Raw genomic sequence first — 15143 nt, forward strand, 5'->3', positions numbered from 1 at the left:
CATCGCACCGTGGTGGGCGTGACCGGCGCCCCGGTCAGTCGCGGATGCGTTCCGGCGCGGTGCTGACCTGCTCGCCGGCGAGGTGGGTGTCCTCCTCCTCCTGGCGTTCCTCGATGCGCTTGCGGATCCGTCCCATGCCGGGCAGGGAGCTGAGGATCTCGTTGAACTCCCGGGTGACGTCGAGCAGCTCGCGGACGTCGGGCGCGACCGTGCCCAGGGTGTCCAGGATCGGCAGGATGTCCCGTTCGACCTTGTCGACGATCCCCGGCAGGTGGTCGACCAGGGTGATGACGGCGTCCACCTCCCGCTCGTTGGTGGTGTCGGCGATCCGGGTGACGATGGGCTCGAGCTTGGTCAGCGCGGGGGTGAAACGATCGAGCATCGGCCCGATCTCGTCGGTGATGAGCTGCGCCCGGACGACCACGGTCTCGGCGCCGGTGACCGTGGCCTCGGCGCGTCGCACCACGAGATCGGTGTGCAGCGCCGTCCTCTCGGCCTCCTCGACCACGGCCTCGGTCCGGATGACCACGTCGCGGGCGCGCAACTGCGTCTTCTCGATCTCGCCGACCATGCTGTCCACCCGGGCGATCAACTGCTCGGCCTGGGTCAGCAGCGCGACCGCGCGGGGCACGAGGGCGATGGCCTGCTCGACGGCGTCGTAGCTCTTGCCGGCCGCCTTGAGCAGGTCGTTCGGGCCGGGGATGGGCAGGCGCATGAGGGGTTCCGTCCGTCTCGTGCCGGTCCGGATGGCCGGTCCGGTGCTGACGACCGATGGTACGGACGGCCGGTGACCGGCCGAACCCCCCGGTCGGGCCGTGGGGGCGCGTCGAGCGGTCCCGCCGCGGCGGGGTGACCGTGGATCAGGAGGTCTCCGCGTTCCGCCGCCAGCGGATGCCCGCCTCGATGAAGCCGTCGATCTCCCCGTCGAACACGGCGGACGGGTTGCCGACCTCGAACTCCGTCCGCAGGTCCTTGACCATCTGGTACGGGTGCAGGACGTAGGAGCGCATCTGGTTGCCCCAGGAGTTGCCGGCATCCTTGAGCGCGTCCATCGTCGCCTTCTCCTCCTCGCGGCGGCGGGCCAGCAGTTTGGCCTGCAGCACGGTCATCGCGGAGGCGCGGTTCTGGATCTGCGAGCGCTCGTTCTGGCAGGACACCACGATGCCGGTGGGGATGTGAGTGATGCGGACCGCGGAGTCGGTGGTGTTCACGCCCTGACCGCCGGGACCCGACGAGCGGTACACGTCGACCCGCAGTTCCTTCTCGTCGATCTCCACGTGGTCGGAGGTCTCCACGACCGGGGCCACCTCGACCCCGGCGAAGGAGGTCTGCCGTCGTCCCTGGTTGTCGAAGGGGGAGATGCGGACGAGTCGGTGGGTGCCCTGCTCCACGGAGAGGGTGCCGTAGGCGTAGGGCGACTTGACGCTGAAGGTGGTCGACTTGATGCCGGCCTCCTCCGCGTAGGAGGTGTCGTAGACCTCGACGGGGTAGCCGTGCCGCTCGGACCAGCGCAGGTACATGCGCTGGAGCATCTCCGCGAAGTCGGCGGCGTCGACCCCGCCGGCCTCGGACCGGATGGTGACCAGGGCTTCCCGGGCGTCGTACTCCCCGGACAGCAGCGTCTGCACCTCCATGGCGTCGATGTCGGTCCGCAGCGCGGCCATCTCGGAGTGCGCCTCGGGGAGGTTCTCCTCGTCCTCGTCCGCCAGCTCGAACAGCACGTCGAGATCGTCCAGGCGGGAGCGCAGGTCCTGGACCCGCTTGAGCTCGGCCTGGGTGTGGGAGAGCTGGCTGGTGACCCGCTGCGCCTTCTCCTGGTCGTTCCACAGGTCGGGCGCACTGGCCTGCTCGGACAGCTCGGCGATGCGCGCGTTGAGCTTCTCGACGTCCATCACGGCTTCGATGCTGCTCAGGGTGGTTCCGAGGGATTTGACCGCTGCAGCATCGTCGAGATTCACGAGAGGTGAGTTTACGCGCGTGGACCAGGGTCCATTTCTGCCGAACGGGATCCATCGGTCGGCGGGCTGCGCCGGGTGACCGCGGGTGTGATCATGGCCCGATGTTCCACGCAGCGGGGCCCGGCCCCGAGGTGCCCGGTCCCGAGGTGACCGTGCGACGACTCCGCCGGTCCGACGACGCCGCGGTCCAGGCACTGGTGGATGCCTGCGGCGCATCCGTTCTCGATGTGCTGGCCTCTGGCGAGCAGCCCCGGGACGCGCTCCTGGTGCGGCTGGCGGTCCCGCTGGACGCCGATCCCGAGTCGAAACGGGCGTGGGGGGTGGAACGCGCTGGTCGGCTGGTCGGTCTCATGGAGGGGTTGATGCACCACCCGGGACCGGGTGAGTGCCTGATCCGCGCCTTCGCGCTGCACCCGCGCGTCCGGGGTCACGGGCTGGCCACCTCAGCGGCCCGGTTCATGCTCGCCCAGGCCCGCCACCGCGGGATCACCTCGGTGGAGGTGCTCTACCGCCACACCGACCTCGCCCAGCGCTCGGTGCTGCGCTCCCTCGGTTTCCTCCTCGACGAGTCCCCGGACGAGGATCGCAGTGACCCGTCGCCACCGGGGTTCCGCTCCGCCCGGCTCGCGCTGCGCTGAGCACGGCGGGGCGTGGTGAGCCCGGATCGGGCCTGGACGGGTCCGGCCCGGACGGATCGGGTCGCTCCGGAGTCATCCCCGCAGGTGCTCAGGACACGGTCTGCCGGAACTCACCCACGTGCAGGGTGAAGACCCCGGTCACCGTGTTGCGCGAGCCGTCCAGCACCGAGGGAACGCCGGGGAGCCGGATGACCGCGATGACGCAGATGTCGTACACCGCGCCGGGGCGCAGCGTCGGCGTGACCTCCGGGGCGGTCGTGCACTCCTGACCGGCGGCGACGAAGCGGAGCCGGACGGAATCGGCGTCGACCCGCTGGTCGGTGGCCGCCACGGCCGCCATCTCCCGGACCCGGTCGAGGCCGACCCGGATCGACGGGGCCGAGTCCATCAGGCGGCCGGCGTCGCGGGCGGCCTGGCTGACCGCGAAGGTGGCGGACTGGATCATCAGCACGCTGATCAGGATGTAGATGGTCGGGATGAGCAGCAGCACGGCCAGGAAGACGACCTCGATCATGGCCCGGCCCTCGTCGGCCGGTTCGGGCGTCGATCCCTCGGGGCCCGACCGTGCGGGCCGTGCCGACGGTGTCGACTGGTGGCGGAGGAACACCCGGGGGAACGCCCGGGGGAAGACCGGGGGGAGCGTCACCGTCGCCCCGCCGGACCCGGATCCAGGGCACCCTCATCGGCGGAGTGCCCGGTGGCCGAGATGTCGGGGAAGACCCCGTCGAGCAATCCCACGATGCCGGGCGCCGGCATGGTGCAGGTGACCGCCACGAGCAGACCGTCCGCCGACGTCGAGCAGACCAGCTCCTCCCGGGTGCCACCCACCGGTCCGTCCCCGAGGATGTCGTGGGCACGCGCCGTCGCCGCCCGGTCGGGGACGTCGGCATTGGCGGCGTACCGCGCGGCGTCCGCCGCCGCGGAGGTGAGGACGGTGCGGGCGTACGCCCAGAGTCCGAACGACAGCAGGGCCAGGAAGATCAGCAGCAGCATCACCAGGACCATCGCGAACTCGGCCACCGCCGATCCGCGGTCGGCGGGGTCGGTTACTTCCCCGCGCCGGTCACCGACTCGAAGGCGTTCCTGACCGCGGTCTCGACCTGCTCCTGGAACACCGCGAGCAGGGCGATGGTGACGATGGCCGTCATCACGGTGATCATCACCCAGCCCGGGACGTCGCCCCGGTCGTCCTCGTCGCGGGACGCGGCCGCGCGGCCGCGAGCCCGATCGGCGAGGGACAGGGCACGCAGCATCGCCACCGTCGTCCAGAGGGTCATGGTCTGTGCGAGGCGGGTCATCAGGATCTCCTTCGGATACCCGGCGCCGGGCGGCGCCGGAGCGGGTGGGGTCGGGACGCGGGGGGCCCACACGGATCGGGTCCACACGGGTGGGGTCCATCCGGATGGGGTCAGCCCTGGTGGGGTCGGGAGGGGTGAGGTCGGTACGGGTGGGACGGGAACGACCGGGACGACGACGCACACCGACGCCGTCGGGTGGCGGGGCCGTCATTGCGCCACGGTGGTGATGGCCACCAGGCCGGGGTAGAGGGCGAAGAGAATGGTGATGGGGAGCACCAGGAAGACGACGGGCACCATCATCGCGATCTCCTTGCGGCCACCGGACTCGAGGAGCTGTCGTTTGCTGAGCGCCCGGACGTCCGCGGCCTGGGCGCGCAGCACGTCGGCGAGCGGTGTGCCGCGGTCGATCGCCACGGCCATGCCGTCCAGGAAGCGGGACAGCGGCTCGAGTCGCGTCCGGTCGCGCATGGTGGTGACGGCCACCAGGAACGGTGTGCCTGAACGGGTGTCGGCGAGGATTCCGGTGAGCTGGTCGACGAGGTGGCCGTGGGCGAGCCGGGTCACCCGGTCGATCGCCCCCATCGGCCCCTCACCCGCGGTGACCGCGAGGGCCAGCATCTCGGCCACCACCGGGAACTCGGCGATGATGTCGGCGTCCCGTCGGGCGAGGGCCTGCCCGAGCCACCAGTCGCGGGCGAAGACGCCGCCCAGGGCGCAGCCGAGGACGAGCAGGGCGATGACCAGGGGGCCGGCCTGCCCGACCACCGCGGCCAGCAGCCCGACGACCACACCGGCGCCGGCACCGATGGCGCCCCACAGCACCTGTTCGGCCCGGAACTCCTCGACGGTTCCGCCCTCGCCGAGGGCGTCGAGGCGGCGCCGGACGGAGGCGCGACCACCGAGGACGCGGTCGACGATCCGGGCGGCATCCCGCAGCAGGGGCGCGGTGATCCGACCGAGGGCGGTGGCCGTGCCCCCCGCCGGTGCGGAGAGCAGACGCGACACCGAGGCGGTGTCGGCCAGGTACGGGGCGATGCGGTCGGCCAGGGTGACCCGGCGCAGGGCCGGGGTGGACAGCACGGCGAGCAGCAACCCGGCGGCCAGGAGTCCACCGATCAGGCCGCCGAGGAGGGTGGGCGTCACCGCAGCACCCGCTTGTCCTCGGGCAGGCGACCGATCCGGATCATCAGGCGGTACGCGCCCACCGACGCCACGGCGCCGGCGCCGAGAATCAGCGCACCGGTCGGGGTGTCGTAGGCCTGGATGGTGGCCCGCTGGGTCGCCAGGAGCACCAGCACGAGCCAGGGGGCGGCCACCGCCATGCGCGCGGCGTTCACCGACCAGGACTGTCGGGCGCCGAGTTCGGCACGGGTGCGGGCATCGTCGCGCAGGAAGGTGGACAGCGTCGTCAGCAGGCGACCGAGATCGGTCCCGCCGACCTCCCGGGCGACCCGGAGCGACTCGCAGACCCGGTCGCCCACGGGATCGGCGAGGGCGGCCTTGAGAGCGTCCAGGCTCCGGTTGAAGTGCCCGGTGGTGCGGTAGTCGGAACCGAAGCGTACGAACGGTTCCCGGAGCTGCTCCGGTCCGCGGACGCCGATGGAGGCCAGCGCCTCGGGGAGGGACAGCCCGGCCCGGACCCCGGAGGTGAGGTTGTCGACCACCTCGGGCCACAGGTCGCGCAGGTCGGCCTGCCGTCGGTGCCGCAGTCGGCTGACGAGCAGGCGCGGCACCATGGCCCCGAAGGCGCCCAGGAGTGGGGACACCACCACGGATCCGGTGACGACGAGCGCGACGACGGTGACCACCACCCCCGCGAGCGCCTGCAGGGCGACGAGCTGGGACGGGGTGACCCCGCTCAGCCCGGCCTGGATGAGCTGCTCCTGCATGCGGTCGTGCCGGACCCGGGAGCGCGGGTGCCGGGGTGCCGTCGAGAGCCCCGCCCACACGAGCAGGACGCCGATCCCGGCGACCAGACCGATCAAAGAACCCATACCCGCACCCCCTCGTCGCGACTCGACCGGGACGGGACGTTACCCAGCCGGGAGGGTCCACGGAGCCCGGGTCACTCGAATGTGGACAAGCCGCTGACCTGGCCCGATGGGCCCTGAGAAGGGATCCGGCGGTGGGTGGCGGAAGGGTCGGGGACATGGCGTCAGCGGTGGTGTCATGACGGTGGGTGATCGGCTCCGTCGGGCCCGGCGGATCCCCTGCCCGCCGCGGGGCCGCAGGGAGAACCCGGATCGAAGTCGGTCCCGCGGGGATCAGCCGGGTGACGTCACCCCAGGTGCGCTCACCCCGGGTGACTGCGGCGTCCGGACACTCCCCGGGCCCCGGTCGGCGAGCGGGAGAACCCGGTGACGAGAACGGGAATCACCCGAATCGGCCCGGCGGGCCCGAACGGTCCGCGCTGCGCGAACAACGGCGGCGGGGCCGTCACCGGGCCGTCGACGTCCGTCGTCGGCGCGCCACCACGGGGCCGTTCCAGGACGTGTGCGGCCCCGTGTCGGCGGTCGCCGCTACCGTGTGCCGCACACCGGCGCCCCAGCCACCGGATGCGGCATCCACGCATCGTCCACCCGCGCAGAGAGCGAGATCCCCATGACCGCACCGTCATCGGCACCGGACACCGCGGTGGTCGGACCGATCGCGCTGGTCCGTCGCCCGTCCCCCCGGGTGGCCGACGGCCTCACCACCCACATCGAACGTCAGGCGGTGGATGCGGAGCTGGCCGCGGAGCAGTGGGCCGGGTACGTCGCGGCGATGCGCGGGACCGGTTGGCGGACGGTCGAGGTCGACGCGGCGGACGAGTGCCCCGACGGCGTCTTCGTGGAGGACACGGTGGTGGTGATGGGGCGGACGGCGGTGCTCACCCGCCCCGGCGCCCCGAGTCGCCGCGCCGAGGTCGCCGGCACCGGAGATGCGTTGCGGGAACTGGGCTTCGACGTCCGTGAGCTCGGGGCCGGCACCCTGGACGGTGGTGACGTGATGCAGGTCGGCGACCGGGTCTACGTGGGACGCGGCGGGCGCACCGATGCGGCCGGCGTCGCGGCGCTGCGGTCCGCGGCGGCGCTCCTGGGTCGGACGGTCGTCGCGGTCCCGCTCACCCGGGTGCTGCACCTCAAGTCCGCGGTCACCGCGCTGCCGGACGGCACGATCATCGGGTACCCCCCGATCGTCGACGACCCGGGCTTCTTCCCCCTCTTTCGTCCGATGCCGGAGGAGGGCGGCGCGCACGTGGTCGACCTGGGGGAGGGTCGCCTGCTCATCGCGGCGTCGGCGCCGCGCTCGGCCGACCTGCTCGCCGACCTCGGTTTCACCCCGGTGCCGGTGGAGATCGGTGAGTTCGAGAAGTTGGAGGGGTGCGTCACCTGCCTGTCGGTCCGGCTCCGGACGCCGCGATGACCACCCCGGCGGCGGACGGGCGTGGCCGGCCGGTCGACCTGGCCGGACCGGGCGATCGGGGCCACCGCGGCGGGCGCCGAGCAGCGTCCACCGGGCCGTGGGAGCATGGGCGCCGCGCGCTCCGTGATCCGGCGCGGGAGGGCTCACCGTGAAGAAGATCATCAACGACCCCGCCGACGTGGTGCGGGAGTCGCTGCAGGGTTTCGCCCTGGCCCATCCCGATCTGGTGACACTGTCACTGGATCCCCTGTTCGTCGCCCGGGCCACCCCGACGGTGCGCGGCACGGTCGCCGTCGTCTCCGGTGGGGGCAGCGGTCACGAACCCCTGCACGCCGGTTTCGTCGGCGACGGGATGCTCGACGCGGCCGTCCCCGGCACCGTCTTCAGCTCGCCCACACCCGATCAGGTCGTCGCTGCGGCCCACGCGGTGCACGCCGGTGCCGGGATCCTGCTCGTCGTCAAGAACTACACCGGCGACGTCCTGAACTTCGAGACCGCCGCCGAACTGCTCCAGGCGGACGGGATCGAGGTGCGCACCGTGATCGTGGACGACGACGTGGCCGTCCGGGACTCCACCTTCACCGCCGGTCGCCGCGGGGTCGGGGGGACCGTCCTGCTGGAGAAGATCGTCGGAGCGGCCGTGGCCCGCGGCGACGACCTGGACACCGTGCACGCGCTCGCCGAGCGGGTCGTCGGCGTGGTGCGCAGCATGGGTGTCGCACTGCGGCCGAGCACGGTGCCGCACTCCGGGGAACCGTCCTTCACCCTCGGCGAGGACGAGATGGAGTTCGGTGTCGGCATCCACGGCGAGCCCGGCCGGGAACGCCGGGCGATGCTGCCCGCGGACGGCATCGTCGCGCTGCTGCTCGAGGCCGTCGTCACCGATCTGCCGTTCGCCGCGGGGGACCGGGTGATCGTCCTGCTCAACGGGTTGGGGGGTACCCCTCTGATGGAGCTGTACCTGGCCTACGGATCGGTGCGCGGGCAGCTGGAGTCCCGCGGGATCACCGTCGCCCGCTCGCTGGTCGGCAATTACGTGACGGCACTGGAGATGCAGGGGATGTCGATCACCATGCTCCAATTGGACGACGAGATGATGTCGCTGTGGGATGCACCCGTGCACACCGCCGCACTGCGATGGGGAGTTTGACCGATGACCTGTGATGCCGCCTCGACGGTGAGTGCCATCCGTGCCGCGGCTGCCGCCGTCGGTGAGTACCGGAGCGAGCTCACCGCGCTGGACCGGGAGATCGGCGACGGGGACCACGGGGAGAACCTGGCCCGTGGGTTCTCGGCAGTGCTCGGCAAGCTCGACGGGGATCTCCCCGGCACTCCCGGTGGAGTGCTCAAGCTGGTGGCCACCACGCTGATCTCCACCGTCGGTGGGGCGTCCGGGCCGCTGTTCGGCACGGCCTTCCTCCGGGCGGCCACCGCCGTGGGCGATGCCGCCGAGCTCGACGGGCCGGCCGTGGCCACCGCCCTGGCCGCCGCACGCGACGGGGTCGTCGCGCGGGGCAAGGCCGAACCCGGCGACAAGACGATGGTGGACGCACTGGGTGCCGCGGTGCGGGCCGCGCAGGAGCGGGCCGCCGCCGGCGGCCGTCCCGGCGAGGTGCTCGCCGCCGCGGCCGACGCGGCCACCGAGGCCGCCGCGGCCACGATCCCGATGCAGGCCCGCAAGGGGCGGGCCAGCTACCTGGGCGAGCGGTCCATCGGCCACCCGGATCCGGGCGCGACCAGCACCGCGTACATCCTGCGCGCCCTGGCCGGCTGACCGTCCCCCCGCCCACTACCGTGTCGGACCCAGGGAGCGACGGATGTCGATCGGCCTGATCCTCGTCTCGCACAGCGCCGAGCTCGCCGCCGGTCTGGCGACGCTGGCCGGCCAGATGGCGCCCAACGTGCGGATCGTCGCCGCCGGCGGTACCGACGACGGCGGCATCGGGACGTCCTTCGACCGCATCAACCAGGCCGTGGAGCAGGCCGACGACGGTACCGGCGCGGTGCTGCTGTACGACCTGGGCAGCGCGGTGATGACCGCCGAGACCGCCCTGGAGTTCCTGGATCCCGAGCAGGCCGACCGCATCCGGGTGGTCGACACGCCCCTGGTGGAGGGCGCCGTCGCCGCCGCGGTCACCGCGGAGTCCGGTGGCGATCTGGAGGCCGTCGCGGCCGCGGCCCGGTCCGCGCGCAGCATCTTCCCGGCCGACGACCCCACCCCGGGGAAGTCCGGGGTGGCCATCGCGCCACAGGACGACGACCCCGCCGGGCCGACCCCGGACGTCGACGGTGGGAACGACGGGTCCGCCGGAGACGGCGCCGGGCCCACCCAGGGCAGGGCCGGAACCGCCGCGACGGACACCGCCGCAGGACCACCCGCGGGTGCGGCCACCCGCGCGGCCCGGATCGACGTGACCGGGGCCGCCGCCCCGGCCCACCTCACCGCACGGCTGGTCAATCCGTTGGGCCTGCACGCCCGGCCCGCCGCGGCACTGGTCCGCGCCGTCGCCACCCGCGACGCCCGGGTCTCCGTCGGCCGACCCGGGACGCCCGGGGTCGACGTGCGGTCGGTCCTCGCGGTGGTGGCTCTTGCCCTGCGCGGCGGGGAGGACGTGGACATCGACGCGCGGGGCCCGGACGCGTGGGCGGCCGCCGAGGCCGTCGCCGCCACCATCGCCGGCGGGTTCGGCGAGAGCCACCACGGCGCACCGACCACGGCCGCGCCGCTGCGGTCCGGCGCCTTCCTGCGCACCCCCGGCGCGCCGATGCCGCTCGTCGCCGACGGCGCCCTGCGGGCGGTGCCGGGCTCGCCGGGCCTGGTGCTGGGCCCGCTGCGCCATCTGGACCGCATCCCCGACGACCTGACCCACGTGCTGCCGGCCCGGGACCCGGGCGGGGTGGACATCACCACGGAGGGGCGTCGGTTGGACGCCGCGATCGCCACGGCGGCCCGAGAACTCAGTGTTGGCAACGAGTTCGACGCGGCCCACGCGGTGCTGCTCAACGATCTCGACCTGCGCCGGGCGGCGCAGGCCGAGATGGCGGCGGGAGCCGAGGCGGCCTGGTGGACGGCGGTCGTGCGGCGGGCCGGGCAGATGGCCGCCGTCCCCGACGAGTTCGTGGCCGCCCGCGCGGTCGACGTCCGCGAGTCCGGCGCCGCGGTGCTGGCCCGCCTGGGCGTCGTCCTCGATCGCATCCCCACCGACCTGGACGGCGCGGTGGTCGTCGCCGAGGACATCGGCCCGTCCGAGGTGCCACTGCTCGTCGAGCGGGGCGCCTCCGCGGTGGCCCTGTCGCGGGGGTCGATCACCGCGCACGCGGTCATCGTGGCCCGGGGGCTCGGCCTCCCGTTGGTGCTGCGGGCCGGGATCGCGCTCGCCGAGGTGGCCGACGGCACCGTGGTCTCGGTCGACGGCGAGACCGGATGGGTGCACGTCGACCCGCCTGCCGAGCAGATCCGCAACCTGACCACCGACATCGACCGCCGCGCCGCCGAGCACCGCCAGCGGATGGTGCGTGCCCACGAGCCGGTGGTGCTGGCCGACGGCCGCACGGTCAGCGTCAGCGCCAACGTCGGGTCCCTGGCCGACGCCCGGGCCGCGGTCGACGCCGGTGCCGACGGGGTGGGCCTGCTCCGTACCGAGCTGCTCATCCTCGACCAGGACGTCTTCCCCGACGAGGACCGGCAGACGGCCGACCTCGCCGAGATCCTCCGGGTCCTCGGACAACGGCCGACCGTCATCCGGGTGCTCGACGCCGGCGGGGACAAGCCGGTGCGCGCCCTGGACGTCGATGCCGTGCGCAACGGGTTCCTCGGCATCCGGGGCCTGCGCTACCTCCTGGCCCACCCCGACCTGCTGCGCACCCAGCTGCGGGCGATCTGTCGGGCGTCGGTGGGTCACCGGGTGTCGGTGATGGCCCCGATGGTCACGGTGGCGCGCGAGGCGGTGGCCTTCGGCGAGGCGGTCCGCGAGGCGGTGGCCTCGCTCCGGCGGGACGGGGTGGAGCACCGCGTGCCGGACGCGATCGGGGTGATGGTCGAGGTACCGGCCGCGGCGCTGGCCGCCGACGAGCTGTGCGCGGTGGTCGACTTCCTCTCCATCGGCTCCAACGACCTGACCAGCTACGTCGCGGCTGCCGACCGCACCGAGCCGGGGGTCGCCGACCTGCTGGAACCGGGCTCGACGGCGATGACCCGCATCCTGGACCAGCTGTGCGAACACGCCCGGCGGGCCGGTACGCCGGTCGCGGTCTGCGGGGAGATGGCCGGCATGGCCGAGTACGCGGCCGAGCTGCTCGACCGCGGTGTGCACGAGCTGTCCGTCGCGCCCGCCCGCATCCCGATGATCAAGGACCTGGTCCGCACCCAGCGGGGTTGACCCCCGCGCGAGCACCGCAGGGGACGAGCGCGCGGCCGCCGGGACGGCCGGTGACGGTCCGAAAGCGTTGCTGCACAACGAGGTACACCCAGGTCAGCGGGTTCCGGCGACGATCGGCTGGTCGGCCCGGTACCGCCGAACGGTGTAGCGTCAGCCGGGTCGAGAGCCATCCTCACGTCGGCAGTCCAGTCGGCTTCGTCCTCGATGACGGACGATCTCCAGGCACGGCCGGGGGGCAGGAGCACCGGTGCTCAGCGGAAGCGCAGCGGGTGTGACGACTCCACCTCCTCCCGCGCCCACCGAGCACCCAGCTGCCCCTCGTGCGGCCCCCGCCCCAGGGCCCATCCGGCCGACGACAGCAGGTCTGCCGATCCCGTCCCGCCGTCGGCTCGACCGACCCGTTCCGAGCAGTTCCTCCAGGAGGCCCGCATGACCGCACCCGCGCCCATCGTCGTCGGCATCGACGGTTCGCACGCCGCCACCGCCGCGGCCCGCTGGGCGGCCGGGGAGGCTCGTCGTCGGCAGACCTCGGTCAGCCTGGTCCACGGTTACACCGTCCCCGGCGCGCGATTCGGCGGGACCAAGACGGTGATGAGCGAGGTGGGGGAGTCCGTCCGGGCCGGCGCCACATCGATCCTCAACCGCACCCGGGACGCCGTGCTCGGTGCCCACCCGGACGTCGACATCGACATCTGCCTGGTCCACGACAGCCCCGCGGGGGCCCTGCGGACGGCGTCGGAGAACGCGCAGATGACGGTGGTCGGCACGGCCGGTGCGCCCCAGGCCATCAGCGCCATGCCCGGCTCGATCGCCGCCCGGGTCGTGGGGCACGCGCACGGCCCCGTCGTCCTCATCCGGACCGAGTTCCGCGCCGGGCAGACCCCTGCTGAGGCCATCGAGCAGGCCGCGGCCGGGTTGGACACCGGTCCGATCGTCGTCGGTGTCGACCGTTCCGAGGACTCCGAGGTCGCGCTGGGCTTCGCGCTGGCCGAGGCCCGGCTGCGCGGCGTCGGGGTGGTGGTCATCCACACCTGGGACGTCCCGGCGCTCGTCGGCCTGGACAGCGACCACCCGTCCGTCCTGCAGGACCGTTCGGAGACCGAACGCACCGAGACCCAGTCGCTGGCCGATCAGCTCGCGGTCTGGGCCGAGAAGTTCCCCGATGTCACCGTGACCTCGTCCGTGGTCCGCGGCCGCCCCGCGCAGAGCCTCCTGGCGTACTGCCGGGAGCCCGCGGACGGCGTCCGCCCCGGGCTGCTCGTGGTCGGCAGCCGCGGCCGGGGTGGGTTCAACGGGAAGCTTCTGGGCGCCATCGGCCAGGAGGTGCTGGCCGGGTCCCCGTGCCCGGTCGCCGTCGTCCGGCCGGCACCGGTCCCCGCCAGGCCCTGACCCGTCCGGTTCCCACGGGGCGGACATCCGATCCCGATCCCCGGCCCGGCATGATCCTGGGGAACAGTTCCGCTGCGCCGATTCCAGGGAGTGCCCGTGCCCACCAAGATCACCGTCATCTACGACAATCCGACCGACCCGGAGGCCTTCGAGGCCGCCTACCCCGAGCAGGTCGAGCTGGCGCGGAGGATCCCCGGCCTGCAGGGCCTGGAGACCTCCCGGGTCTGGCCGAAGGAGGACGGCACCTCGACGCCGGCCTACCGCTGCGTCGACCTGTACTTCGCCGACTACGACGCCGCCAGCGCCGCCGTCACCACACCGGAGGCGGCCGCGCTGTTCCCGAGTGTGTTCGGCCTGGCCACCGGCGGGGTCCGGATCCTGTTCTCCGACATTGAGATCTCGACCCTCTGATCCGACCGGGACCGACCAGCCGGGTCGGTCCTGCCGGCCGGCTCCGTGGCGGGCTCCGGCGGGTTCAGGCCGCCGGAGCCAACAGGGCGAGCAGTTCCTGCTCGGCCCGCACGAACTCCGGGTGGGCGAGCAGCCCCACCCCTCGTGGTCGCGGCAGATCCACCGTCACGATGCCGCGGATCGACGCCGGGCGCGGGGAGAGCACCACGACCCGGTCGGCCAGCTGCACCGCCTCGCGGATGTCGTGGGTGATCAGCAGGGTGGTCCACCGGTACTCCGTCCAGATGTCCTGCAGCCAGTGCTGCAGATCCGTCCGGGTGAGGGCGTCCAGCGCGCCGAAGGGCTCGTCGAGGAGCAGCAGCTCGCGATCCTGGACGACCGTCCGCAGCAGCGCGGCCCGCTGGCGCATCCCCCCGGACAGCGCGGCCGGGTAGTCGTCCTCGAATCCGGCCAGCCCGAACCGGGGGAAGAGCTCACCGGCGCGCCGCCGGGCCTCCCGGCGGGGCACCCCCCGCACCTCCAGCCCCAGGGCCGCGTTCTGCAGGACGGTGCGCCACGGGAACAGCAGATCGCGTTGCGGCATGAAGGCGGTGTGCCCGGGCCCGGTGATCGACTCGCCGTCCAGGGCCACCGTGCCGTGGTCGGGCCGGATCAACCCGGCGAGCACCCCGAACAGGGTGGATTTGCCGCAGCCGCTCGGCCCGATCACGGCCACGAACTCACCGGGGGCCACGTCCAGGTCCACCCCGTCGATGACCGGACGCCGGGAGGCCCCCGCGCCCAGGGCCACCGACATCCCGTCGACGGTCAGTCGGCCCGCCGTCATCGGGCGTCCGGCCGGGTCGCTCCCAGCCACGGGCAGACCAGACGTTCGAGCAGGTAGGTCAGCAGGAACAGGGCGATGCTCAACGCCGCCGTGACGGCCACCGCGGCCAGCACCAGATCGGTGCGGAACGAGTTCTTCTGCAGGGCCATGTAGATGCCGAGACCCTCGGTGGCACCGACGTACTCGGCGAAGATCGCGCCGACGACGGCGTAGGTGACCCCGATCCGCAGCGCGGTGAAGAAGCGGGGCAGGGCCGCAGGGAGCCGCAGGTACCGGAACATGCGCCACCGGCCGGCCCCCATCGAGGCGAGCAGGCGGGCGCCGTCCCGGTCGGCGGAGGCGAACCCCTCGATGAGGCCGAGGGCGATCGGGAAGAACGTCGTGAGCGTGACGACGAGAACCTTGGGCAGGACACCGAAACCGAACCAGATGATCATGAGCGGGGCGATCGCGACGATCGGCAGGGTCTGCGAGCCGACGAGCAGCGGCACCAGCGCGCGACGCAACCAGGGCGAGAAGTCCACCCCCACCGCGACCAGGGCGCTGACGGTCAGGGACAGGGCGAACCCCACCAGGGTCACCTGCAGCGTGGCCAGCGCGTTCCGCCCGATCACCGCTCGCTGGGCCCACCCCTGTTCGACCACCCGCAGGGGGCTCGGCAGGATCTGCGGCCGCACGTCCCCGAGCGTCACGGAGATCTGCCAACCGACGAGCAGCACGGCCACGACGAGCAGCGCGGGCCAGACCAGGGCCAGGGCGCCGGTCGCACGCCGCCGCGCCGACGGGGCGACGCCGGGGGAGAGCTGTTCCGCCGGACGGGGAGTCGCGCGAAGCGTCAT

The 15143-nt window shown here is 73.3% G+C and carries 16 protein-coding genes; 7 read left to right on the forward strand and 9 right to left on the reverse strand.

Features of this window, described 5'->3' with window-relative positions:
* Positions 1–34: 34 nt before the first annotated feature.
* Positions 35–715: a hypothetical protein gene (locus tag J2S58_RS18750; RefSeq protein WP_205257250.1), complete on the reverse strand. Its 681-nt coding sequence runs from the start codon at positions 713–715 to the stop codon at positions 35–37.
* 145 nt (positions 716–860) lie between these two features.
* The gene (gene prfB, locus J2S58_RS18755) at positions 861–1958 is read right to left on the reverse strand and encodes a peptide chain release factor 2 (protein WP_205257251.1); all 1098 of its coding nucleotides are present in this window, start codon (positions 1956–1958) and stop codon (positions 861–863) included.
* Between the two features lie 101 nt (positions 1959–2059).
* On the opposite strand from prfB, the gene J2S58_RS18760 reads away from it, so the two are divergent.
* The gene (locus tag J2S58_RS18760; protein WP_205257252.1) at positions 2060–2596 is read left to right on the forward strand and encodes a GNAT family N-acetyltransferase; all 537 of its coding nucleotides are present in this window, start codon (positions 2060–2062) and stop codon (positions 2594–2596) included.
* 88 nt (positions 2597–2684) lie between these two features.
* Here the strand turns inward: J2S58_RS18760 and J2S58_RS18765 are convergent, their stop codons facing one another.
* From J2S58_RS18765 to J2S58_RS18785, 5 genes are all read right to left on the reverse strand, one after another.
* The gene (locus J2S58_RS18765) at positions 2685–3110 is read right to left on the reverse strand and encodes a hypothetical protein (RefSeq protein ID WP_205257253.1); all 426 of its coding nucleotides are present in this window, start codon (positions 3108–3110) and stop codon (positions 2685–2687) included.
* Between the two features lie 128 nt (positions 3111–3238).
* On the reverse strand, positions 3239–3616 hold the full coding sequence (locus tag J2S58_RS18770; protein ID WP_205257254.1) for a TadE/TadG family type IV pilus assembly protein: 378 nt from the start codon (positions 3614–3616) through the stop codon (positions 3239–3241).
* Positions 3617–3642: 26 nt separating this feature from the next.
* The gene (locus J2S58_RS18775) at positions 3643–3894 is read right to left on the reverse strand and encodes a hypothetical protein (RefSeq protein WP_240188990.1); all 252 of its coding nucleotides are present in this window, start codon (positions 3892–3894) and stop codon (positions 3643–3645) included.
* 207 nt (positions 3895–4101) lie between these two features.
* Positions 4102–5037, reverse strand: coding sequence for a type II secretion system F family protein (locus J2S58_RS18780; RefSeq protein WP_205257255.1), 936 nt, complete (start codon positions 5035–5037; stop codon positions 4102–4104).
* Positions 5034–5888: a type II secretion system F family protein gene (locus tag J2S58_RS18785; protein WP_205257256.1), complete on the reverse strand. Its 855-nt coding sequence runs from the start codon at positions 5886–5888 to the stop codon at positions 5034–5036. Before J2S58_RS18785 ends, J2S58_RS18780 begins: the two co-directional genes overlap by 4 nt.
* Positions 5889–6495: 607 nt before the next feature.
* On the opposite strand from J2S58_RS18785, the gene ddaH reads away from it, so the two are divergent.
* From ddaH to J2S58_RS18815, 6 genes are all read left to right on the forward strand, one after another.
* Complete coding sequence (gene ddaH, locus J2S58_RS18790) at positions 6496–7299, forward strand: dimethylargininase (RefSeq protein WP_205257257.1); 804 nt, start codon at positions 6496–6498, stop codon at positions 7297–7299.
* A gap of 148 nt (positions 7300–7447) precedes the next feature.
* Positions 7448–8449, forward strand: a complete 1002-nt coding sequence (dhaK, locus tag J2S58_RS18795; RefSeq protein ID WP_205257258.1) for a dihydroxyacetone kinase subunit DhaK — start codon at positions 7448–7450, stop codon at positions 8447–8449.
* 3 nt (positions 8450–8452) lie between these two features.
* A complete protein-coding gene (dhaL, locus tag J2S58_RS18800; RefSeq protein ID WP_205257259.1) occupies positions 8453–9073 on the forward strand; it encodes a dihydroxyacetone kinase subunit DhaL in 621 nt (206 codons plus the stop codon).
* Between the two features lie 43 nt (positions 9074–9116).
* On the forward strand, positions 9117–11678 hold the full coding sequence (gene dhaM, locus J2S58_RS18805; RefSeq protein ID WP_205257260.1) for a dihydroxyacetone kinase phosphoryl donor subunit DhaM: 2562 nt from the start codon (positions 9117–9119) through the stop codon (positions 11676–11678).
* 429 nt (positions 11679–12107) lie between these two features.
* On the forward strand, positions 12108–13067 hold the full coding sequence (locus J2S58_RS18810; protein ID WP_205257261.1) for a universal stress protein: 960 nt from the start codon (positions 12108–12110) through the stop codon (positions 13065–13067).
* 96 nt (positions 13068–13163) lie between these two features.
* The gene (locus J2S58_RS18815; protein WP_205257262.1) at positions 13164–13478 is read left to right on the forward strand and encodes an EthD family reductase; all 315 of its coding nucleotides are present in this window, start codon (positions 13164–13166) and stop codon (positions 13476–13478) included.
* A 64-nt stretch (positions 13479–13542) separates the two neighbouring features.
* Here J2S58_RS18815 and J2S58_RS18820 read toward each other — a convergent pair whose 3' ends face one another.
* Both J2S58_RS18820 and J2S58_RS18825 read right to left on the reverse strand, forming a co-directional pair.
* Positions 13543–14304 (reverse strand): ABC transporter ATP-binding protein, encoded by a 762-nt coding sequence (locus J2S58_RS18820; RefSeq protein WP_205257263.1) that lies wholly within the window; start codon positions 14302–14304, stop codon positions 13543–13545.
* On the reverse strand, positions 14301–15143 hold the full coding sequence (locus J2S58_RS18825; protein WP_205257264.1) for an ABC transporter permease: 843 nt from the start codon (positions 15141–15143) through the stop codon (positions 14301–14303). Before J2S58_RS18825 ends, J2S58_RS18820 begins: the two co-directional genes overlap by 4 nt.

This window comes from Nakamurella flavida, assembly GCF_030811475.1.
Taxonomy (GTDB): domain Bacteria; phylum Actinomycetota; class Actinomycetes; order Mycobacteriales; family Nakamurellaceae; genus Nakamurella; species Nakamurella flavida.

Coding starts and splice junctions, on each gene's coding strand:
- J2S58_RS18750 (WP_205257250.1), bottom strand. CDS start 715: ATGCGCCTGCCCATCCCCGGCCCGAACGACCTGCTCAAGGCGGCCGGC.
- J2S58_RS18760 (WP_205257252.1), top strand. CDS start 2,060: ATGTTCCACGCAGCGGGGCCCGGCCCCGAGGTGCCCGGTCCCGAGGTG.
- J2S58_RS18765 (WP_205257253.1), bottom strand. CDS start 3,110: ATGATCGAGGTCGTCTTCCTGGCCGTGCTGCTGCTCATCCCGACCATC.
- J2S58_RS18775 (WP_240188990.1), bottom strand. CDS start 3,894: ATGACCCGCCTCGCACAGACCATGACCCTCTGGACGACGGTGGCGATG.
- J2S58_RS18785 (WP_205257256.1), bottom strand. CDS start 5,888: ATGGGTTCTTTGATCGGTCTGGTCGCCGGGATCGGCGTCCTGCTCGTG.
- ddaH (WP_205257257.1), top strand. CDS start 6,496: ATGACCGCACCGTCATCGGCACCGGACACCGCGGTGGTCGGACCGATC.
- dhaL (WP_205257259.1), top strand. CDS start 8,453: ATGACCTGTGATGCCGCCTCGACGGTGAGTGCCATCCGTGCCGCGGCT.
- dhaM (WP_205257260.1), top strand. CDS start 9,117: ATGTCGATCGGCCTGATCCTCGTCTCGCACAGCGCCGAGCTCGCCGCC.
- J2S58_RS18810 (WP_205257261.1), top strand. CDS start 12,108: ATGACCGCACCCGCGCCCATCGTCGTCGGCATCGACGGTTCGCACGCC.
- J2S58_RS18820 (WP_205257263.1), bottom strand. CDS start 14,304: ATGACGGCGGGCCGACTGACCGTCGACGGGATGTCGGTGGCCCTGGGC.
- J2S58_RS18825 (WP_205257264.1), bottom strand. CDS start 15,143: ATGACGCTTCGCGCGACTCCCCGTCCGGCGGAACAGCTCTCCCCCGGC.